A 19,529-nucleotide genomic window follows, 5' to 3' on the forward strand; every position below is an offset into this window, starting at 1 on the left:
GGGCCGTGGAGGGTGGCTATACCACCCTCCGCGCGCGCCGGATCAGACCTGCGGTGCGGGCTCGCCGAAGCCGCCGCGACGACCGGTCTTAGGGATCGCCGACAGCCCGGCACCGAGCGCCACCGGGGTCGTCGAGCGAATGTCGTTGCGGTCGACCCGCTCACCCGCCAGCACGCGCTTGATCTCGTCACCCGACAGCGTCTCGAGCTCGATCAATGCTCCGGCCAGCGCGTGAAGTTGGTCGATGTTATCGCTCAGCACCTGCTTCGCGCGCTCATAGCCGTGCGTGACGATCGACTTGACCTCGGAATCGATCATCCTTGCGGTCTCCTCGGACACATTCTGGGTCCGGGTGACGCTGTGCCCAAGGAACACTTCCTCCTGGTTGTCGCCGTACTTGAGCGGCCCGAGCTTGTCGGACATGCCCCACTGGGTGACCATGTTCTTGGCGAGGTCGGTCGCATAGCTGATATCTGACGACGCGCCGCTCGACACCTTATCGTGGCCGAAGATCAGTTCTTCGGCGACGCGCCCGCCCATCGACACCGACAGGTTGGCGTACATCTTGTCGCGATGGTACGAATAGCTGTCGCGCTCGGGCAGCCGCATGACCATGCCGAGGGCACGGCCGCGCGGGATGATCGTCGCCTTGTGAATCGGGTCCGACGCGGCCTCGTGACACGACACGACCGCGTGGCCAGCCTCGTGATACGCCGTCATCTTCTTTTCTTCGTCAGTCATGACCATCGACCGGCGCTCGGCACCCATCATGACCTTGTCCTTGGCATCCTCGAACTCCTGCATCGCGACGAGCCGCTTGCCCCGACGGGCTGCCAGCAGCGCCGCCTCGTTGACGAGGTTGGCGAGATCGGCACCCGAAAAACCCGGGGTGCCGCGCGCGATGACCCGGCCGTTGACGTCGGGGGCGAGCGGGACCTTCTTCATGTGGACCGCGAGGATCTTCTCGCGCCCCTCGATGTCGGGACGACCCACGATGACCTGGCGGTCGAAACGGCCCGGACGCAGCAGCGCGGGGTCGAGGACGTCGGGGCGGTTGGTCGCCGCGACGATGATGATCCCTTCGTTGCCGTCGAAGCCGTCCATCTCGACGAGGAGCTGGTTGAGCGTCTGCTCGCGCTCGTCGTTACCACCGCCCAGACCCGCGCCACGGCTACGGCCGACGGCATCGATCTCGTCGATGAAGATGATGCACGGTGCCGACTTCTTGCCTTGCTCGAACATGTCGCGAACGCGGCTCGCGCCGACGCCGACGAACATTTCGACGAAGTCCGACCCAGAGATGTTGAAGAACGGAACGTTGGCTTCGCCGGCAATCGCGCGGGCAAGCAGCGTCTTGCCGGTACCCGGGGGGCCGACGAGCAATGCGCCCTTTGGGATCTTGCCGCCGAGGCGGTTGAACTTCGACGGGTCCTTGAGGAACTCGACGATCTCCTGGAGCTCCTCGCGCGCCTCGTCGATACCGGCGACGTCGTCGAAGGTGACGCGGCCTTCCTTCTGCTGGAGCAGTTTGGCGCGCGACTTGCCGAAGCCCATCGCGCCCTTGCCTGCACCGTTCTGCATCTGGCGCATGACGAGCATCCAGATGCCGATCATGATGATGAAGGGCAGCATCGTGACGACCAGCTGACCGAGCAGCGAGCGGCCTTCCTCGGGCTTCGCGTCGAAGCGGACGCCCTTCTCGCGCAGATGCTGGACGAGCTGGGTGTCACCAGGGTTGTACGTGGTGAATTCTTCGTCGGTCGTCAGCTTGCCGACGATCTCGGAGCCGCGAATCTCGACCGATTTGATCGCGCCATCGTCGATCTTCGTCAGGAAATCCGAATAGCCGAGCTTGCCCGTCGCCGTCGCGGTCGACGGCCCTTGGACCAGAGTCACGACAACGGCGAGGACGAGCAGGATGACGACCCACAAGCCAAGGCTCTTGATCCACGGATTCGGCGGGCGCTTTTCGGCCATAATACGGCACTTTCGGTTCGGCGGCTGAACGACGAAGATAGGCATGTTACGCGCCCGCGCAATCGTTTCGCGGGTTTTGATGGTAAAGAAGCGTCGTCCGGTCGCATCTTCCCCCGATTAACGGCGCGGCGCGGCGACCTTGGCAGCCCAAATTGCGTCGCTGGCGGTCGCGCGAGCGGTCACTGCGACTCCGGCGATCGTGCCGCCGAGTCCAGCATTGAGGCGTCCGAGCAGCCGATCGACAGCGGGCCCGCGCGGCGTGGCAGCGGGCGCGAGGACAGCGACAGCGCGGACGAGGAGGCGTCGCGCCAGCTCGCGCGGCAAGCCGGCAGCATCGATGGTAATATCCGCCGCGCTTACCGTGACCCGCCCGCGCCAAGCGATGTCGGCGGTCCAGACCAGCGCGGCTTCGACCTCGGCGAGATGCGCCGCGCTTGCGGCAAGGCGTTCGGGCGCGAGCCACGAGGCGGCAGCAAGAACGGCCCGCGCCTGCGTCCGGTCGTAGCGCGGAGACTGATTCGAGGGGTCGTCGACCGCGACCCATCCCGCAGCGGCGACGACGTCGGCAAGGTCGGTTTTGGTTGCTCCAAGGAGCGGGCGGAGCAAGGCGACTCCGGGGGAAAGCGGGCGCCGCGCGCGAATTCCGGCGAGGCCGCTGCTCCCGCTGCCGCGCGCCAGTCGCAACAACAGGGTCTCGGCGTGGTCGCCCTGATGGTGCGCGGTCGCCAGCCAGCCGATGCCATGCGCGAGGCAATGGTCGGTCATCAGGCGGTAGCGCGAAGCCCGTGCCGCGGCCTGGAGGTTGGACCCGGGACGGGGCTCATCCCAGCGGAGCGTCGTGTGAAGGATGCCAAGCGAAGCGGCGTAGGTCGCGACCATCGCCGCTTCGCCAGCGGACTCGGGGCGAAGGCCGTGATCGACGGTCAAGACGCGAAGCCGGCTGCCGAACGCGCGATGAGCCAGTAGCATCAGCGCAAGGCTGTCGGGACCACCCGAGACCGCCACGGCGATCGCCTCGTCATCGTGCAAGCGCCGTCCGATCAACGCCGCGACGGTGGCGGCGAGGTCGGGCGTCACCGTCGGGTCAGGCGTCGCACTTTGCATCCTTGCGCGACTTCGCGGCCGCCGACTTGAGCGCCGGTGTCAATGTCTCGCCGTACACCGACTCGAGCTCATTCAGCGATCGGCACGCCTGGTCGGGCTTCTTGAGCGCGGCGAGCGCGTTGCCGAGCCACAACAGGCTGTCGGGCGCGCGGTCGCCCTTCGGATACTTCTGGTAGCCGTCGAGGAATGCCTTCGCCGCCTGGGCAAAGCTGTCCTGCGCCATGTAACTGCGCCCCAGCCAATATTGCGCGTTGCTGGCGCGTGCCGACTTGGGATTGTTGGTCAGGAAGTCCTGCATCGCCGTCTCGGCGCGCGAATAATCCTTGGCGACATAAAGCGCGTAGGCGGCGCGCCACGTGTCCTCGATCGAAGCCGGGGTCGCCGCGACCTCTGGCTTGGCGGGGGGCTTGGCCGGAGTACGGATCGGGGGAGCGACTGCGGCGTCGGGCGCGGCAACCGGCGCGGCGTCGGCGGCTGGAGCTGTTGTCTTGGGTCCCTCGATCGCGGTCAGCCGGGATTCGGTGTCGCCGCGGAACTTGGTCAGCGTCTCGTCGAGCTGGCGCAGCTTGAACTGCGCTTCCTCGACCTGGCCCGTCAGCGTCCGTTGCTGGCGTTCGAGCGCATCGACGCGCGCGGTCAGGTCGGCGAGCGCAGAACTTGCCGGCGTGCCGATCGGTTCGGCGGGCGCGCTCGTCGCGGGCGCGATCTCGGGCGTGAAAAAACGCGGATCGCCGCCGGGAAAGACTTTGCGCTGGACTGCGCGCATCTGGGTTTCAAGCGTGCCGACGCGCTTATCGAGGCGCTCGTCCTGCGCGAACGCAGGTGTGGCGAGCAGCAGCATGGCGAGAACGATGGCCTTCATCGCGGCGTGGCCGGGGCGGCGAGGCGCGCACGGAGGTCGGCGGCGTCGAGGCTGACGTTCTTGACCGTTTCGACCGGCCCGCCGAGCGGCGGCAACGCGCGACCGTCGACGCTGATCTGGAGCGCGCCTGCGCGCCCGGTCCACAGCCGCTGCCCCGGCACCGGCGTCACCTCGTAATGCTCGCCCTTCGCCAGGACGCCGGTCTTGACGGTGACGACCTTCCGCGCGGTGGCATCGTATGCCGAGATGCGGAACCACGCATCGTCGCTCGCAGTGATGACGATGTGGCCGCTTCCCGGCGCGGCGGGCGACATGGCAACGGGGGCAACGGCCGGAGTGACTGCAGGTGAGGTGGGCACCGCTGCAGCGGGCGTGCCGGCGATTGCCGTCGAATCGGCTGCAGGGGGTGTGGCCGGGCTGGCGGCTGCGGTCTCGGCGGGCGACACCACGGGCGGCGCCGCTGCGACGACCGGCGCAGAGGTCGGGCGCGAGGCGCCATCGAACGCGCCTGCGCTCCACGCGACGACGGCGGCAATGACGGCGAGCACCGCGACGATGCTCACGGTCACCAGTCCGCGCGGGGGCAGGCGGCGTTCGTCGAGCGGCGACATCGGCGGCGGCGCGGGGACGTGCGCGACCTTGCTCGTCTCGGCGCGAAACTGGGCACCGGCGGCTTCCGGATCGACGCCGACCGCGCGAGCAAAGGCTTTGACGAAGCCGATCGCATACGGCAGCGCGGGTAAGGAGTCGTGGGCGTCGGCCTCGATCGCCGCGAGGTGGCGGACGGGGACGCGCGTATCGCGGGCAATGTCGATCAGTTCCAGCCCGGCAGCAGTTCGCGCATCGCCGAGAATTGCGCCGACGCGGCGGCCATGAGCAAAATCGTCGCCTGCGGCAGTGACTTCGGTGTCCACGGCGTTTCCTTGACTCGGCAAGCCCTTAACCCGGCAGGCCAGGGTTCGGCAGCCCTTGGCTCAGCGGGGGGCAAACTCGCTTGGGGACGCCGCGAAGTCAATCGCTGGCGGTGCGCGGGTCATGGCGTGGTAACGGTCTCGCCGGTCCGCCCTTGTTGCGACGCAGCAGTTAGCGTAAGGGCGCGCTCGACCCTCCGACCCCGATATTCAGGATTTACCACATGCGCTTGCGCAATGTCGCGATCATCGCGCACGTCGACCATGGCAAGACGACCCTCGTCGACCAGATGTTCCGCCAGTCCGGGACGTTCCGGGACAACCAGCGTGTCGCCGAGCGCGCGATGGATTCGAATGAGCTCGAGAAAGAGCGCGGCATCACGATCCTTGCCAAGTGCACGAGCGTCGAGTGGACCGATCCGACGACGCATGAGACGACGCACATCAACATCGTCGACACGCCGGGCCACGCCGACTTCGGCGGTGAGGTCGAGCGCATCCTGTCGATGGTCGACGGTGTCATCCTGCTCGTCGACGCTGCCGAAGGACCGATGCCGCAGACCAAGTTCGTCACCGGCAAAGCGCTGGCGCTTGGGTTGAAGCCGATCGTCGTCGTCAACAAGATCGACCGCCAGGACGCCCGCGCGCAGGAAGTCCTCGACGAGGTGTTCGACCTGTTCGTCACGCTCGAAGCATCCGACGAGCAGCTCGAATTCCCAGTCCTGTTCGCGTCGGGGCGCAACGGCTACGTCGGCTATAATAGCGATGTCCGCTCGGGCGATCTGACGCCGCTGTTCGAGACTGTCGTCCGGCACGTCCCGCCCCCCGCTGCCGATGTCGACGGCCCGTTCAAGATGCTCGTGTCGCTGCTCGACCGCGATTCGTTCGTCGGCCGCATCCTGACCGGGCGTATCCTGTCGGGGACGCTCAAGCTCAACATGCCCATCCGCGCGCTCAACCCCGACGGCTCGGTTGCCGAGGAAGGTCGCGCCGCGAAGATCTTCGCTTTCCAGGGCCTCGAGCGCGTTCCGGTCGAGGAAGCCCATGCCGGCGACATCATCGCCATCGCCGGGCTGACCAAGGCGACCGTTGCCGACACGATCGCCGACATCAGCGTCACCGAACCGCTCCACGCCCAGCCGATCGACCCGCCGACACTCGCAATGACGTTCAGCGTCAACGATTCGCCGTATGCTGGCCGCGACGGCAGCAAGGTGACGAGCCGGATGATCGCCGACCGGTTGAAGCGCGAAGCCGAGGGCAACGTCGCAGTTCGCGTCACCGAATCGGCTGAAAAGGATAGCTTCGAAGTCGCCGGGCGCGGCGAGCTCCAGCTCGGCGTGCTGATCGAAACAATGCGCCGCGAAGGTTTCGAGCTGTCGATCAGCCGCCCGCGCGTCCTGTTCGCGACCGACGAAGCCGGCAAGCGGACCGAGCCGTACGAGACCGTCATGATCGACGTCGACGAGCAATATTCGGGAACCGTCGTCGAGAAGATGGCGAGCCGCAAGGCCGAGATGACCGACATGCGCCCCAGCGGCGGCGGCAAGACCCGGCTGACCTTTCGCGCCCCGGCGCGCGGCTTGATCGGCTACCACGGTGAGTTCCTGTCGGACACGCGCGGCACCGGCATCATGAACCGCCTGTTCGACAGCTATGGCCCGTACAAGGGTCCGATTTCGGGGCGCGGCAATGGCGTGCTGATCTCGACCGAGACCGGCGAAGCGGTCGGCTATGCGCTCGGCTATCTCCAGCCGCGCGGCGTGCTGATGATCGAGCCCGGCGAGGCCGTCTATCAGGGCATGGTCATCGGCGAAAACGCGCGCGATGACGATCTCGAGGTCAACCCGCTGAAGTCGAAGGCGCTGACCAACTTCCGTGCGAGCGGCAAGGACGATGCGATCGTCCTTAGCCCGCCGAAGCGGCTGACCCTCGAGCAGGCGATCGCCTACATCGACGACACCGAGCTGGTCGAAGTGACGCCGAACTTCATCCGCCTGCGCAAGGTCCACCTCGACCCCAACGCCCGCAAGCGCGCAAGCCGCCAGGTCGCCAACGGCTGATGCGCCGTTGCTGCAATCGAAGTTAGCGGGACGTAAAAGCGCAACTGTCGGGCCCGAAGACCGTATCTTTGGTGTGGGTCCGACAGGAGACTGAAGTTGCGTGCATTGCGGATACTGAGCGGGCCGGTCCGGCGGCGGTCGGCGCAGGCCCGGACGCCGTGGATCCTCGTCGCTTTGCTGGCTGTGTTCATGGTCTACATCATCGCGAACAGCGGTGGGTTTGGCAGCGCGGCAGTCATCCTGATCAGCGGTTTCGCTTTGTTGGTAGCATCGTTGCGTAACCAGCTCCGGCGCAGTTAACGCTGAATCGTTTCGGCAACCTTTCGGTCAGGCGCGGCGTTGAGGCCGGGCGAACCGAAGAGGGATGATACAACATGGCCGAATACGAAACCCGCTCCGTCGATGCCGCCGGCAACCCGGTTGTGGTCGAACGCACCGTCGTGCGTGAACGCTCGAATAACATGGGTTGGCTGATCGCGCTGCTGATCATCGTCGCGCTCGTCGTCGCCGCCTTCGCGTTCAAGCTGATCAACATCGACCAGACGCAGTCCGGCTCGCTGCCGACGGTCAAGGTCGACACCGCCGGAGGGTCGCTGCCGAAGTTTAACGTCGACACCGCCAAGGTCGATATCGGCACCAAGACGACCGATGTGACGACCCCGACGGTCAGCGTCGGCACCAAGACAACCGGCGTTGATGTGCCGACGATCAGCGTCGAGAAGGCCGACGCCGACAAGAAGTAATGACGATCCTCAACATCGTCGCCGCGGTCCTGCTGCCGCCACTTGGAGTATTCCTTGCGCGCGGCATCGGGGGCGCTTTCTGGCTCAACTGTCTGCTGACCTTGCTCGGCTATATCCCGGGCGTCGTGCACGCGCTTTGGGTGGTGCTGCAGGGGCGTTCCTAGCCTAAGCGGCGCAATGCCGTCTCCACCTTCGACAGCCATGGCCGCCGCGCTCGCCGAGGCACGAGCGGCGGCCATGCGTGGCGAGGTGCCCGTGGGCGCGGTCATCACCGACGCGTCCGGGGCGATCGTCGCCGTTGCGGGTAATCGAACCCGCGAGTTATCCGACCCGACCGCACACGCTGAAATCCTCGCCATTCGCGCGGCGTGTGCGGCGGCTGGCTCCGAACGCCTCCCCGGTCACGCCCTTTACGTTACGCTCGAACCATGCGCGATGTGCGCGGCGGCGATCGGTTTCGCTAGGATCATGCGGCTGTATTACGGCGCCTCCGATCCCAAGGGCGGCGGGATCGATCACGGCGCGCGGGTGTTCAGCCACCCGACCTGCCATCACGCCCCCGAGGTCTACGGCGGGATCGCCGAGGTCGAGGCAGCGGCGATGCTGACCGATTTCTTCACCGCTCGCCGGTAAGGACACCACGATCTGGGGCAGGGCGGTCAGCCGTAATGCGCGAGGCGGAGCCCGGGTCGCGGCCAGCGGCACCTCGCGAGCTTGCCCGTCGTCGACAGGCAGACCCACGCATCCATCATATCGTCGCCGCCAAACACGATGTTCGTCGTCAGCAGGTCGGGGAAGGCGAAATCCTCCTGCGCTCCCGTCGCCGGGTCGACCGAGCAGATGCCGGGGCGTTCGACCAGCGTCGCCACCGCGATCCGCCCGTCGGCCTCGACCGCGAGACTATCGAGGTAGGTATAGCCGGGAAAGCTCGTGACGACGCGCCCCGGCAGCGCCGGGATCGCCGACGGTGCGACGGTGCCCGGCCCGATGATGTCGAACGCGAGGAGCAGCCGCGCCTGCGTGCACGCGGCGTAGACCGTCTTGCCATCGGGCGACAGGCCGGCGCCGTTCATGTTCGGCCCGTGGACCGCGCAGACGATTTTCGAGCCGTCGGGGTGCGCGTAGAATAAACCGCCGTTATCGGTGCTGCGCGCATGGTGTTTGCCGAGGTCGGTGAACCAGAATCCGCCGTGTGCATCGAAGACGATATCGTTCGGCCCCGACAGCGGGTGCCCGTCGCACGCGTCGTAAAGCCGTTCGACCTTGCCGGTGCCGAGGTCGATGCGCTCGATCCGCCCAGTCTCGTAATCGTCGGGCGCGCCGCCGGGGAGCATCATGCCCTCGCCGTCGCCGCTCCACGTGAAGCCGCCGTTGTTGCACAGGTACAGCGCGCCGTCGGGGCCGAGTGCGAGGCCGTTCGGGCCGCCGCCCGGGGTCGCGATGGTTTCGGTCCGGCCATCGGGGCGGACGCGGGTGATCCGCCCCGCCTTGATTTCGACGACGACGACCGAGCCATCCTCGAACCACACCGGTCCCTCGGGAAAGGCGAGGTTTTCGGCGACGATAGTGTGCGGATGCATGGCAATTCTCCCCTACGCCGTTCTGCGACGGCAATTTACGAGCACGGAGGATGCGCCTCCCCGCCCGCCGATCAAGAGGAAATCATCGATCGCGCACCGGCAGAACCCGAGAATGATTCCCCTGGGCACCGCGATCGGCTAGGGTCGATTCACGTTACGTTCGCATGGGAGGGTGGTCGTGGAAGTTGCTGTTGCGGTGCTGGTTGTCGCGCTCGTCGTGCTTGCGGCGGCGTGGTTCGCGTGGGGCCGCAACCTCGCCGCCGCCCGCGCGCAGGTCGTCGACCACCGCATCGCGATCGGGCGTCACGCGGTCGAGGTCGAGGCGCAGCAGGTGCGGCTCGCCGAACTCTCCGGGGTCGAAGCCGAGCGCAATCGGCTCGCTGCCGACCTCGCCGGGCTTCGGGCCGGACAGGCCGAACGCGATGTCGGTCACGCCCGGCAGCTTGCCGATCTCCAGACGTCGTTCGCGGCACTGGCAGCAAAGGCGCTCGACGGTGCGCAAACGGCTTTCCTCGAACGCGCCGAAGCCCGCTTTGCGGAACACAAGACCTTGTCCGAGACCGGCATGGCCGCGCTGCTTGCCCCGGTCGCCGAGACACTGACGCGCTATGAAGGTGAATTGAAGAAGGTCGAGGTTGCCCGCGCCGAGGCGTATGGCGGCCTGCGCGAACAGGTTACCGCGCTCGCGCTCGGCAATGCCCGCGTCAGCGACGAGGCGTCGAAGCTCGTCTCGGCATTGCGGTCGAGCGGCAAGACGAGCGGCAGCTGGGGCGAGCAGCAGCTACGCAACGTCCTCGACATGGCGGGATTGCGCGAGGGGATCGACTTCACCCTACAGACGAGCACCGACCGCGGCGACGGCAACAAGCGACCCGACGCGATCATCAACTTGCCGGGCGGGCGTCAGTTGATCGTCGATTCGAAATGCTCGCTCAACGATTATCTCTCGGCGGGCGAGGCCGACAGCGAGGACGGACGCCGTGCCGCGTACAAGCGTCATGCCGCAGCGGTTCGGACGCATGCCCGCGGCCTCGGCGACAAGAATTACTGGAAAGATTTCGGCGCGTCGGCCGATTTCGTCGTCATGTTCCTGCCGGGGGAAAACTTCCTGTCGGCGGCGCTCGAACATGACCTGCCGCTGCTCGGATGGGCGTTCGACCAGCGCATTCTGTTGGCAGGGCCGATCAACCTGCTCGCGATCGCCAAGACCGTCGCGCTCGTCTGGCGGCAGGAGACTCAGGCCGAACAGTGGCGTGAGATCGGCGCGCTCGGGGCCCAGCTTCACGCAGCCGTTGCGACGATGACCGAGCATCTGAGTTCGGTCGGCAAGAATCTGACGCAGGCGGTCAATGCGTACAACGGTTTCGTCGGGTCGCTCGAGGCGAATGTCCTGCCCAAGGCGCGGCGCTTCACCGATCTCGGCGTCGATCCCGGCAAGAAGGGGATTGCGCCGCTTGCGCCGATTGACGGCACCCCAAGGATCGCGGCCGCGCCCGAACTCCTGCCGCCGCCTGCCGCGATCGCGGCGGAGTAAGCCGTCCGCGCAAGGACGGAGATGCTGCGCTGGTGCCCACGGCCGGAATCGAACCGGCACGGCCTTGCGGCCGAGGGATTTTAAGTCCCTTGCGTCTACCGGTTCCGCCACGTGGGCCGGCGCAAACCCGTCTTTAGCCGACGTTGAGGCGCTCGCGTAAGTGCTTGCCGGGCTTGAAATACGGCACGCGCTTGGCATCGACCTCGACCGCGGTGCCGGTGCGCGGGTTGCGGCCGGTGCGGGCTTCGCGGGCGCGGGTTGAAAATGCGCCGAAGCCGCGAAGTTCAACGCGCCGGCCGATGGCAAGGGCTTCGCTGATCGTATCGAAGATCGTCGCGACGACGCGCTCGACGTCGCGCTGCGTAAGATGCGGATTGGCGGTGGCCACCGCCGTCACTAATTCCGACCGGATCATCCTTGCGAACCTTTCCCGAGACGCGTGTTCAAGCGCCTGCCCCGACACTATGACTTACGATTAATTACCCGCCCCCCGCGCATAAATACCGCCCACGGGCCGCTCCATTTATAACACGAGGCGAGCTTAACACGATACCGTAACAATTAGCAGATTGGCCGGGAACAAATCAATCGTTCAAGCGCCCGGGGTGCCAAGGGCGGAACGAGACGCTTGCGGTCGGGGGCGCCGCCGGTTCATCTAGACATCAATCGCGGTTCGCCGCGTCACCTTCTTGGAGGCGAGTGCACGCATTTCCCTGGATCGACGCGGTCATCGTCCTCGCGCTGATCGTCCTCAACGGCTTCCTCAGCATGTCCGAGCTGGCGATCGTCGCGTCGCGGCGCCCGCGCCTCCGTGGCCTCGCCGCCGCAGGCAAAAGCGGCGCCGCGACCGCGCTCGCACTTGCCGAGGATTCGGCGCGCTTCCTGTCGTCGGCGCAGGCGGGAATCACCCTCGTCTCGATCCTCAACGGCGCCTTTTCGGGATCGAGCCTGTCGGGGCCGGTCGGCGAGCGGTTAAGCGCGTGGTTCGGCATGTCCCCGGCGCACGCGCAGGACATCGGCTTCGGCATCGTCATCGTGCTGACGACGTACGTCTCGCTGATCGTCGGCGAACTCGTGCCCAAGCAGTTCGCGCTGCGCTCGCCCGAGCCGATCGCGTGTGCGGTCGCCCCGGCGATGCTGTGGCTGACCCGGCTCGCCTCGCCGTTCGCGTGGTTGCTCGACAAGAGCAGCGCACTCGTCTTCCGCCTGCTCGGCCAGCGCCGCGACGCCAACCACGTCGTCACCGAGGAGGAACTGCGCTCTGTCGTCGCCGAGGCCGAGACCGCCGGGGTGATCGAGGAAAGCGAGCGCCAGATGATCTCGGGGATCATGCGCCTCGCCGACCGCCCGGTGCGCGGAGTGATGACGCCGCGCAACCGGATCGACTGGCTCGACGCCGATGCGAGCGACCAGGAGACCCGCGACGCGCTCGCGAAGACCCCGCACACGCGGCTGCCCGTCGCGGCGGGATCGATCGATGATATCCTAGGCGTGCTCCAGGCGCGCGACGTCGTCGCCGCGCTGATCGAGGGACGTCCGCTCGACCTGCGCGCGCTGGCGCGGCCCGCGCCGGTGCTGCCCGACATGCTCGACGCGATGGACGCGCTCGCCAGCCTGCGCGACGCCGATATTCCGATTGCGCTGGTCCACGACGAGTACGGCCATTTCGAGGGAATCGTGACCCCGGCCGACCTGCTCGCGGCAATCGCGGGCGAGTTCCGCTCGGACGTCGACGACGCCAACGACCCGCCTGCGGTCGAGCGCCACGACGGTTCGTGGCTGTTGTCTGGGTCGCTTCCCGCCGACGAGATGGCCGATCGGCTCGGCCTCGACCTTCCCGTCAGCCGCGATTACCAGACCGTCGCGGGCTATATCCTCGCGCAGATCCGCCATTTGCCCGACACCGGCGAGGTGTTCGACGCCGACGGCTGGCGCTTCGAGGTCGTCGACATGGACGGCCGCAAGATCGACAAGGTCATCGCGACGTGCATCGCGAAAGCGGAAGCTTAGCGGTCAGGCTGCAACGATAACCGCGTCGCTCACGCCCCCGCTTTCAGCGCCTGCTCCCACGCCAATTCGGCCAGCGGGGCCACCCCTGCTCCGCTCGCCTTCGCATGCGCGCTCGCCGCCGTTCCGCGCACGACGCGCCCCTGGATGCCGTGCAAGATCGCGGCCAGCCGGAACATGTTGTACGCGACGTAGAAATCCATGTTGGCGATGCCGTCGCGCCCCGTCCGTCGGCAATAGGCGGCAGTGTACGCGGCTTCGTCGGGGATGTTGAGCGCGGCGAGGTCGACCCCGGTGAGTCCGGCGGTCATCGATGGCGGCATCCGGTACATCATCAAGTGGTAGCTGAAATCGGCGAGCGGGTGGCCGAGCGTCGACAACTCCCAGTCGAGTACCGCGAGCACCTTCGGCTCGGTCGGGTGGAAGATCATGTTATCGCAGCGATAGTCGCCGTGGACGACGCTGGTCTCCTCGCCCGGCGGGATGTTGTTCGGCAGCCATTCGACGAGCCGGTCCATTGCTTCGAACCGCCCTGCGTCGGTGTCCTCGAGATATTGGCGCGACCAGCGGCCGATCTGCCGCGCGAAATAATTGCCTGGCTTGCCGAAGTCGCCGAGTCCGATCGCGACCGGGTCGAGCATGTGGAGCTGCGCGATCGTCGCGTTCATCGCGTCGAAATATGCCGGGCGGTCGCCGCGCGGCACGTCGGGGAAGGTCGTGTCCCAGATCACGCGCCCCTCGACGCAATCCATCACGTAGAACCACGTCCCGATGACATCGTCGTCGGTACACAGGCCGAAGGTTCGCGGTGCGGGGAAACCTGCGGCGTGGAGCGCGGTGATGACGCGATATTCGCGGTCGACCGCGTGCGCCGACTTGAGCAGCGTTCCCGGCGGTTTGCGGCGGAGGACGTAATTCTGTCCCGGCGTCGTCAGCTTGTACGTCGGGTTCGACTGGCCGCCATTAAACTGGCGAACCGTCAGCGGCCCAGCGAAGCCGTCGACGTTCGCTGCCATCCATTCGGCGAGCCGCGCCTCGTCGAAGCCGAGCCCGACACGCACCTCGCCGACGCCCGAATTGAGTTCCTGCCTGCTCGCCATGCTCACTCCCCGCCGATATCGCGACGGCAGAAGCCGCCCGGCCAATCGATCTTGTCGACGCCAGCATAAGCAGCCGCCCGCGCTTCGCCAACATCGGCGCCGATTGCGGTGACCGCGAGGACGCGGCCGCCGGTGGCGATCACTGCGCCGTCGTCGCGACGCGCGGTTCCCGCGTGGAATACGACCGCGCCGGTAGCCTCGGCGTCGTCGATCCCCGCGATAACGGTGCCGGTGACCGGCAGCCCGGGGTAGTTCTCCGCCGCCATCACCACCGTCACCGCAGTATCGTCGCGCCATACCGGGCGCGCCGCGGCTAGCATGCCGTCGCAGGTCGCGACGAGCAGGTCGAGCAGGTCGCTCTCGAGCCGGAGCATCAACACCTCGCACTCGGGATCGCCGAAGCGGACGTTGTACTCGATCAACTGCGGCCCAGTGGGCGTCAGCATCAACCCGGCGAACAGTACCCCGATGAACGGCGTCCCCATCGCCGCCATCGCCGCGACGGTCGGCGCGACGATCTCGGTCAACGCGCGCGATTCAAGCACTGCGGTCAGCGCTGGGGCAGGGGCAACCGCGCCCATGCCGCCGGTATTTGGCCCAGTGTCGCCATCGCCAACGCGCTTATAGTCCTGCGCGCTGCCAAGGCTGAGCAGGTCGGTGCCGTCGCACAGGACGAACAGGCTCGCCTCGGGGCCGGTCAAAAATGCCTCGATCACGACGGGGCCCGCCATGCTGTCGAGCGCGGCACCGGCTTCGGCGGCGGTTGTCGCGATAACGACGCCCTTGCCTGCGGCGAGGCCGTCGGCCTTGATCACCACCGGCAAGTCGTGCGCGGCGACGTACTCGCGCGCGGCATCTGCCGAGTCGAAGCGGGCAAAGGCGGCGGTCGGGATATTCGCCCGCGCGCACAGCGACTTGGTGAACCCCTTCGACCCCTCGAGCCGCGCCGCCGCCGCCGACGGTCCAAACGCCCGGATGCCTGCGGCACGAAGGGCGTCGGCGAGCCCGTCGACGAGGGGTTGCTCGGGGCCGATGACGACGAGGCCAATGTCGTTGGTCTGCGCGAACTCGACGACTGCCGAATTGCCGGGATTAAGCGACACGCACTCGGCGACCTGTGCGATCCCGGCATTGCCCGGTGCGCAGAACAGGCGATCGACCTTCGCCGACTGCCGCGATTTCCAGCACAGCGCATGCTCGCGCCCGCCGCCGCCGATGACGAGGATGTTCATGCGCCTGCCCTAACCCGGCGCAGTATTATGGCCAAGCTGCGTTCAGGTCTTGCGGAACATGACGACCGAGGTGCCTGACCGGTTATTTTCGCAGGTGGCCTGAATCTGGCTGGGGGTCGGCAGCGTGCCCTGGCACCGGCCCATTTCCCCGGTGTTCATGCTGTAAGTCCAGCCAATCACCCCAGCGGTATAGCGTCCCTGCCCGATCACCACCACCGGACCGAAGTCGCCACAAATCGTGACGCTGCCATTCCCGTTGTCGTCCATGCGGTACGCGGCACCGGACGTGGTTTCGGTCCAGATCCCATCGAGCGAGGGCTTGGCGGTCGCGACCTCGACCGGGGCCGGAGCGACTGGCGCGGCGGCGGCGGCAACGGGAGAGGCAACCGGCGCCGCTGCGGGGGCTACCGTTTGCGCGGCGACCGGGGCTGGCGTCACAACCGCTGCGGGCGTCGGCGCGGGTGCAGGCGTTGCACTTGCCGCCGCTACGCCTGGCTTTTCGACCTCGAGATACTTGCTCGCTACAACGCCGAGCGCCGTAATCAGCGCGACCATGACCGCGACCCACCCGCCTTTGTCCATCGGAAGCCCCTCCTGCGGAATATAATAACCCGGTTGCAGGAGTCGTCCAGCCGTCATCGGCTGAGCCGCGACCGCTTCGCCGATCGCGGTTTGAACCGGGCGCGCTGCGTGCCTACAAGGGCATCGTGAACGCCACCCTCCTCAACACCCCCGAATATACCGTCTCCGAACTCGGCCTCGCGCTCAAGCGGACGGTCGAGAATGCGTACGGCTATGTCCGGGTGCGCGGCGAAATCAGCGGTTTCAAGCGCGCGACGTCGGGGCATTTGTACCTGTGCCTCAAGGACGCTGGCGCGGTGATCGACGGGGTGATGTGGAAGGGCGGGGCGGCGGCGCTGCCGTTCCGGCCCGAGGACGGGCTCGAAGTCATCGCGACGGGCAAGCTGACGACGTACCCCGGGCGGTCGAAGTACCAGATCGTCATCGAACGGATGGAGCCGGCAGGGGCGGGAGCGCTGATGGCGCTGCTCGAGGCACGCAAGGCGAAGCTCGCCGCCGAAGGGCTGTTCGATCCGGCCCGCAAGCGCGCGTTGCCGTACATCCCGCGGGTGATTGGGGTCATCACCTCGCCGACCGGCGCGGTGATCCGCGACATCCTCCACCGCCTGAGCGATCGCTTCCCGCGCCGCGTGCTGGTGTGGCCGGTCGTCGTGCAGGGCGAGGCGGCGGCGGGGCAGGTCGCGGCGGCGGTCGCCGGATTCAACGCCTTGGTCCGTGGCGGACAAATCCCCCGCCCGGACCTGCTGATCGTCGCGCGTGGCGGCGGCTCGGTCGAGGACCTGTGGGCGTTCAACGAGGAGATCGTCGTCCGCGCGGTCGCCGCGAGCACGATCCCGGTGATTACCGCGGTCGGCCACGAGACCGACACGACGCTGGTCGACTTCGCCGGGGACCACCGCGCCCCGACCCCGACCGCCGCCGCCGAACGCGCGGTACCGGTGCTCGCCGACCTGCGGCTGACGCTTGGCGGCCTCGGGCTGCGGCTCGACCGGGCGGCAGCGCGCGGGGTCGAGCTTCGCGCCGAACGCGCGACTGCGCTGGCGCGGCGGCTCCCCACGCCTTCGGCATTGCTCGGCCTGCGCCAACAGCGTGCCGACGAACTCGCGGACCGCCTGCCGCGCGCGCTGCGGGCGGCGGCGGCGGGGTGGCGCGCGCGATATGATCGGGCGGGCGGGGCGCTGCAGCGCCCGCTCCTCGACCGGCGCGTCCTGCTCGAGCGGACGCGCGTCGAGCGGACCGCCGAGCGGCTCCGTGCGGGGGGCCGTGCGCTGCTGGCAAACGACGCGGCGAAGCTCGGCCGGGCGGGGGCGGGGCTGCGACCGGCGCTGCTCGGCGTACGGCGCGACCGGGCGGTGGCGGCGCTGGGTTCGGCGGCGCGGTTGCTCGAAACGCTCGGTCCGAATAACGTGCTCAAGCGCGGTTATGCGTATGTCACGACCCGCGACGGCCATGTCATCACCAGCGCCGGCGCGGCGCGGGCGAAGGTGGCGCTGCGGCTGACATTCGACGACGGGACGGTCGACGTGACGACTGGCGCGGCGTCACCGCCCGAAGACAGGCCGGTGCAACCGTCGGTTGCGCGACCGGCGGCCCGGCCGGCCGTTGGCGGGCCGGTACAGGAAAGGTTGTTATGATGCTCGATCGAAGCGGCGGACGCCCGGCGAAACTTCGTTATCTGTCAGGATCTTATCAGGTCGTTGCGCCGGGCGATTACGTGCTCTGCGCAGTGACGGGGGCGCGGCTGCCGGTTGCGTCGCTCCGTTATTGGTCGTCCGAGCTGCAGGAAGCATATGCCAACGCCGAGGTCGCGGTCGGGCGGTATAATGAGATGCGGGCGAGCGGACGGCTGGCGTGATGAAGCTCGCTGCCGCGGCGGTGGTGCTGCTCGTTGCCGTCAGTGCCGCACCGACCCCGGCACCGCGCGAGTGGCAGATCGCCGGACGGCTCGAACAGGGTGGCATTGTCCTCGGCACCGCGCCGCTCGGCACGACGAGCGTCACCGTCGATGGTGCGGCGGTGCGGCTGACCGGCGATCGGCGCTTCATCGCAGGGTTCGGACGCGACGCCGCGCCGACGACCACGATCGTCGCGCACTTCGCTGATGGAACGACCAGCCTGCGGACCGTGCCGGTGGCGAAGCGCACGTGGCAGATCGAGTCGATCCCGTCGCTCAGGCAGCCGCCGCCCGATGCGCCGCCCGACCCGGTCTATGATGCCCGCCGCGCGGTCGAGCTCGCCGAGATCTCCGCCGCGCGTGCCGGCGACAGCGACGATTCGGGCTGGGAGCAGGCCTTCGCGTGGCCCGCGCACGGCCGCATCAGCGGCGTCTACGGGTCGCAGCGCATCCTTGGCGGGGTGCCGAAATCGCCGCATCTCGGTCTCGACGTCGCCGCGCCGCCGGGAACGCCGGTGCTTGCTCCCGCCGACGGCACCGTTCGCCTCGCGCATGGTCCATTCCTGCTCGAGGGCAATCTTGTCATGCTCGACCACGGCCACGGGCTCGTGTCGGCATTCCTCCATCTCAGCTGGATCGACGTGAAGGAAGGCCAGCATGTCGTGCGAGGCGAGGAGCTTGGCCGTGTCGGCATGACCGGGCGCGCAACCGGACCGCACCTTCATTGGGCCTTGAGCTGGCGCACCGCGCGACTCGATCCGGGGCTGTTCGTACCGGAGGGCGGGAACCTTTAATCCCGTGGCTCGGGGTTGTGCCCGCTCGCGTCGGTCGCGCGATAGAATTCCTGGAGCAGCCCCTTCTCCTCGGCGGTGAGGTACGGGTTCCATACGTCGATGATCAGGATGACCCTGACCTCATCGCTGTCGTTCCACGCTTCGTGCTCGATCGTGTCGTCGAAGGCGAACGCCTGCCCCACGACCCATGGCCGCGTCTCGTTGCCGACGCGGAAGCCGCACCCCGGCGGCACGATCAGCGGCAGATGGACCGTTGTCCGCGTATTGCTGACGCCGGTGTGCGCAGGGATTCGCGTATGCGGCTTGAGGATCGAAAAGAATGCGGTCGGCGCGCGCGAAGGCAGTTCGACGCGCGGGACCGCGGCAATGGCGGCGGCGGTTGCGGGGCACCTCGCCAGCGCCGCATCGATCGGCTTGCCGTATTGCCACAGATAATAGCAGCTCCAGTCGAACGACTTGTCGAGCGCAGTCCATTTGTTCGGCGGAGCGCCTGCGTCCATCACGACGTACGGCTCGATGCCGTCCCCGCCGCCAGTCCCGAGCAGCGCTTCGACCTCCGCGCGAATTGCCGGGGTCTGGGCTTCGAACGCCGCCAGCCACGGGAAATGCTCTCGCACGAAATACCCGTCGGCGGGAAGAAACGGGAAGTGCAGCCCGGCGCAGTCGTTGAGATAGATCCGCCGCCGGCCGGTCGCGACAGCGACCGCCTCGTCGAATCGCCGCCGCGCCGCCGGCGCGACCGCTGCGACCGCCGGGGCGAGCGCCGCATCGATCGTCGCGGCGAAATCTGCGTTTCGCGCGGTGACGAACGCGGCGGCGTGGGTCAGGACGTCGCTCAGCGGCGGCGCAGTTTCCGCAATCGGCGGCGCGACTGCGAGAACCCCGGACCAAGCAATCACAGCCTTAGCCAGATTACCGCATCGTTCGTGAAGTTCGGCGGACCTAATTAGCCCGGCGAGATCGCGCGCGTCGATTGCCAGCACGCGCGCCAGGCTCGCTGCCTCTCCGGCCTCATCACCGCTTTGTCGCTGGGCATTGGCGAGATTCAGCCACAACGTGCCAGCTCCCGGATCGAGCGCCGCCGCGCGCGCGAACAGCGCCGCCGCGCCGACCGGATCACCGGTCGCTAGCCGCTGCATTCCCGCC

The 19,529-nt window shown here is 67.7% G+C and carries 20 protein-coding genes and 1 tRNA gene; 10 read left to right on the top strand and 11 right to left on the bottom strand.

The genetic code is table 11. From position 1 onward, the window contains the following. Nucleotides 1-42 precede the first annotated feature (42 nt). The 4 genes from ftsH to KZX46_RS09080 all read right to left on the bottom strand — a co-directional run bounded on the left by ftsH (nucleotide 43) and on the right by KZX46_RS09080 (nucleotide 4,857). Complete coding sequence (ftsH, locus tag KZX46_RS09065; protein ID WP_216711012.1) at nucleotides 43-1,977, bottom strand: ATP-dependent zinc metalloprotease FtsH; 1,935 nt, start codon at nucleotides 1,975-1,977, stop codon at nucleotides 43-45. A 117-nt stretch (nucleotides 1,978-2,094) separates the two neighbouring features. Next, on the bottom strand, nucleotides 2,095-3,081 hold the full coding sequence (gene tilS, locus KZX46_RS09070; protein WP_219776311.1) for a tRNA lysidine(34) synthetase TilS: 987 nt from the start codon (nucleotides 3,079-3,081) through the stop codon (nucleotides 2,095-2,097). Next, entirely contained in the window at nucleotides 3,062-3,943 is an 882-nt protein-coding gene (gene ybgF, locus KZX46_RS09075) for a tol-pal system protein YbgF (RefSeq protein ID WP_219776312.1), read from the bottom strand. The genes tilS and ybgF overlap by 20 nt, the downstream gene beginning before the upstream one ends. Continuing rightward, nucleotides 3,940-4,857: a helix-turn-helix domain-containing protein gene (locus KZX46_RS09080; RefSeq protein WP_219776313.1), complete on the bottom strand. Its 918-nt coding sequence runs from the start codon at nucleotides 4,855-4,857 to the stop codon at nucleotides 3,940-3,942. The genes ybgF and KZX46_RS09080 overlap by 4 nt, the downstream gene beginning before the upstream one ends. Before the next feature lie 221 nt (nucleotides 4,858-5,078). Here KZX46_RS09080 and typA point away from each other — a divergent pair, with 221 nt between their 5' ends. From typA to KZX46_RS09105, 5 genes are all read left to right on the top strand, one after another. Further along, on the top strand, nucleotides 5,079-6,917 hold the full coding sequence (gene typA, locus KZX46_RS09085) for a translational GTPase TypA (RefSeq protein ID WP_216711016.1): 1,839 nt from the start codon (nucleotides 5,079-5,081) through the stop codon (nucleotides 6,915-6,917). 96 nt (nucleotides 6,918-7,013) lie between these two features. Continuing rightward, nucleotides 7,014-7,217, top strand: a complete 204-nt coding sequence (locus KZX46_RS09090) for a hypothetical protein (protein WP_216711017.1) — start codon at nucleotides 7,014-7,016, stop codon at nucleotides 7,215-7,217. 74 nt (nucleotides 7,218-7,291) lie between these two features. Beyond that, nucleotides 7,292-7,660 (top strand): hypothetical protein, encoded by a 369-nt coding sequence (locus KZX46_RS09095; RefSeq protein WP_226896196.1) that lies wholly within the window; start codon nucleotides 7,292-7,294, stop codon nucleotides 7,658-7,660. Next, nucleotides 7,660-7,824, top strand: coding sequence for a YqaE/Pmp3 family membrane protein (locus KZX46_RS09100; RefSeq protein WP_219776314.1), 165 nt, complete (start codon nucleotides 7,660-7,662; stop codon nucleotides 7,822-7,824). The genes KZX46_RS09095 and KZX46_RS09100 overlap by 1 nt, the downstream gene beginning before the upstream one ends. A gap of 37 nt (nucleotides 7,825-7,861) precedes the next feature. Then, a complete protein-coding gene (locus tag KZX46_RS09105; RefSeq protein ID WP_219776315.1) occupies nucleotides 7,862-8,293 on the top strand; it encodes a nucleoside deaminase in 432 nt (143 codons plus the stop codon). Between the two features lie 26 nt (nucleotides 8,294-8,319). On the opposite strand, the gene KZX46_RS09110 is transcribed toward KZX46_RS09105, so the two are convergent. Further along, nucleotides 8,320-9,240 carry an SMP-30/gluconolactonase/LRE family protein gene (locus tag KZX46_RS09110; RefSeq protein ID WP_219776316.1) on the bottom strand — a complete coding sequence of 307 codons (921 nt, stop codon included), beginning with the start codon at nucleotides 9,238-9,240 and terminating at the stop codon, nucleotides 8,320-8,322. Nucleotides 9,241-9,418: 178 nt separating this feature from the next. On the opposite strand from KZX46_RS09110, the gene KZX46_RS09115 reads away from it, so the two are divergent. Beyond that, nucleotides 9,419-10,774, top strand: coding sequence for a DNA recombination protein RmuC (locus KZX46_RS09115; protein WP_219776317.1), 1,356 nt, complete (start codon nucleotides 9,419-9,421; stop codon nucleotides 10,772-10,774). 30 nt (nucleotides 10,775-10,804) lie between these two features. Here the strand turns inward: KZX46_RS09115 and KZX46_RS09120 are convergent. Next, nucleotides 10,805-10,891: transfer RNA gene (locus tag KZX46_RS09120), tRNA-Leu, on the bottom strand. 16 nt (nucleotides 10,892-10,907) lie between these two features. Then, nucleotides 10,908-11,189, bottom strand: coding sequence for an integration host factor subunit beta (ihfB, locus tag KZX46_RS09125; RefSeq protein ID WP_216711021.1), 282 nt, complete (start codon nucleotides 11,187-11,189; stop codon nucleotides 10,908-10,910). Between the two features lie 284 nt (nucleotides 11,190-11,473). On the opposite strand from ihfB, the gene KZX46_RS09130 reads away from it, so the two are divergent. Next, nucleotides 11,474-12,784: a hemolysin family protein gene (locus KZX46_RS09130; protein ID WP_219776318.1), complete on the top strand. Its 1,311-nt coding sequence runs from the start codon at nucleotides 11,474-11,476 to the stop codon at nucleotides 12,782-12,784. 29 nt (nucleotides 12,785-12,813) lie between these two features. Here KZX46_RS09130 and KZX46_RS09135 read toward each other — a convergent pair whose 3' ends face one another. Genes KZX46_RS09135 through KZX46_RS09145 form a run of 3 tightly spaced genes read right to left on the bottom strand, consistent with a single transcriptional unit; the run spans nucleotide 12,814 to nucleotide 15,695 of the window. Next, nucleotides 12,814-13,881, bottom strand: coding sequence for a phosphotransferase (locus tag KZX46_RS09135; RefSeq protein ID WP_219776319.1), 1,068 nt, complete (start codon nucleotides 13,879-13,881; stop codon nucleotides 12,814-12,816). 2 nt (nucleotides 13,882-13,883) lie between these two features. After that, nucleotides 13,884-15,113 (bottom strand): phosphoribosylamine--glycine ligase, encoded by a 1,230-nt coding sequence (gene purD, locus KZX46_RS09140; protein WP_219776320.1) that lies wholly within the window; start codon nucleotides 15,111-15,113, stop codon nucleotides 13,884-13,886. Nucleotides 15,114-15,155: 42 nt separating this feature from the next. Then, nucleotides 15,156-15,695, bottom strand: coding sequence for a hypothetical protein (locus KZX46_RS09145; protein WP_219776321.1), 540 nt, complete (start codon nucleotides 15,693-15,695; stop codon nucleotides 15,156-15,158). 125 nt (nucleotides 15,696-15,820) lie between these two features. Here KZX46_RS09145 and xseA point away from each other — a divergent pair, with 125 nt between their 5' ends. The 3 genes from xseA to KZX46_RS09160 are packed head-to-tail and all read left to right on the top strand — an operon-like array spanning nucleotide 15,821 to nucleotide 18,383. Then, nucleotides 15,821-17,329 (top strand): exodeoxyribonuclease VII large subunit, encoded by a 1,509-nt coding sequence (gene xseA / locus KZX46_RS09150; RefSeq protein ID WP_219776322.1) that lies wholly within the window; start codon nucleotides 15,821-15,823, stop codon nucleotides 17,327-17,329. After that, nucleotides 17,326-17,550: a DUF2093 domain-containing protein gene (locus tag KZX46_RS09155; protein ID WP_370647511.1), complete on the top strand. Its 225-nt coding sequence runs from the start codon at nucleotides 17,326-17,328 to the stop codon at nucleotides 17,548-17,550. The genes xseA and KZX46_RS09155 overlap by 4 nt, the downstream gene beginning before the upstream one ends. Continuing rightward, on the top strand, nucleotides 17,550-18,383 hold the full coding sequence (locus KZX46_RS09160; protein ID WP_219776323.1) for a M23 family metallopeptidase: 834 nt from the start codon (nucleotides 17,550-17,552) through the stop codon (nucleotides 18,381-18,383). The genes KZX46_RS09155 and KZX46_RS09160 overlap by 1 nt, the downstream gene beginning before the upstream one ends. On the opposite strand, the gene KZX46_RS09165 is transcribed toward KZX46_RS09160, so the two are convergent. Beyond that, complete coding sequence (locus tag KZX46_RS09165; protein WP_226896197.1) at nucleotides 18,380-19,522, bottom strand: aspartyl/asparaginyl beta-hydroxylase domain-containing protein; 1,143 nt, start codon at nucleotides 19,520-19,522, stop codon at nucleotides 18,380-18,382. The two genes, KZX46_RS09160 and KZX46_RS09165, sit on opposite strands and share 4 nt — an antisense overlap. Nucleotides 19,523-19,529: the final 7 nt, after the last annotated feature.

This window comes from Polymorphobacter sp. PAMC 29334 (genome assembly GCF_019431245.1).
Lineage (GTDB): Bacteria > Pseudomonadota > Alphaproteobacteria > Sphingomonadales > Sphingomonadaceae > Polymorphobacter_B > Polymorphobacter_B megasporae.

Excerpts from the sequence above, each read along its gene's own strand:
- KZX46_RS09135 (WP_219776319.1), bottom strand. The coding sequence starts at position 13,881 with ATGGCGAGCAGGCAGGAACTCAATTCGGGCGTCGGCGAGGTGCGTGTC.
- KZX46_RS09165 (WP_226896197.1), bottom strand. The coding sequence starts at position 19,522 with ATGCAGCGGCTAGCGACCGGTGATCCGGTCGGCGCGGCGGCGCTGTTC.
- KZX46_RS09160 (WP_219776323.1), top strand. The coding sequence starts at position 17,550 with ATGAAGCTCGCTGCCGCGGCGGTGGTGCTGCTCGTTGCCGTCAGTGCC.
- KZX46_RS09155 (WP_370647511.1), top strand. The coding sequence starts at position 17,326 with ATGATGCTCGATCGAAGCGGCGGACGCCCGGCGAAACTTCGTTATCTG.
- tilS (WP_219776311.1), bottom strand. The coding sequence starts at position 3,081 with ATGCAAAGTGCGACGCCTGACCCGACGGTGACGCCCGACCTCGCCGCC.
- KZX46_RS09095 (WP_226896196.1), top strand. The coding sequence starts at position 7,292 with ATGGCCGAATACGAAACCCGCTCCGTCGATGCCGCCGGCAACCCGGTT.
- ybgF (WP_219776312.1), bottom strand. The coding sequence starts at position 3,943 with ATGAAGGCCATCGTTCTCGCCATGCTGCTGCTCGCCACACCTGCGTTC.
- purD (WP_219776320.1), bottom strand. The coding sequence starts at position 15,113 with ATGAACATCCTCGTCATCGGCGGCGGCGGGCGCGAGCATGCGCTGTGC.
- ftsH (WP_216711012.1), bottom strand. The coding sequence starts at position 1,977 with ATGGCCGAAAAGCGCCCGCCGAATCCGTGGATCAAGAGCCTTGGCTTG.
- KZX46_RS09145 (WP_219776321.1), bottom strand. The coding sequence starts at position 15,695 with ATGGACAAAGGCGGGTGGGTCGCGGTCATGGTCGCGCTGATTACGGCG.
- ihfB (WP_216711021.1), bottom strand. The coding sequence starts at position 11,189 with ATGATCCGGTCGGAATTAGTGACGGCGGTGGCCACCGCCAATCCGCAT.
- KZX46_RS09105 (WP_219776315.1), top strand. The coding sequence starts at position 7,862 with ATGGCCGCCGCGCTCGCCGAGGCACGAGCGGCGGCCATGCGTGGCGAG.
- KZX46_RS09100 (WP_219776314.1), top strand. The coding sequence starts at position 7,660 with ATGACGATCCTCAACATCGTCGCCGCGGTCCTGCTGCCGCCACTTGGA.
- KZX46_RS09110 (WP_219776316.1), bottom strand. The coding sequence starts at position 9,240 with ATGCATCCGCACACTATCGTCGCCGAAAACCTCGCCTTTCCCGAGGGA.
- typA (WP_216711016.1), top strand. The coding sequence starts at position 5,079 with ATGCGCTTGCGCAATGTCGCGATCATCGCGCACGTCGACCATGGCAAG.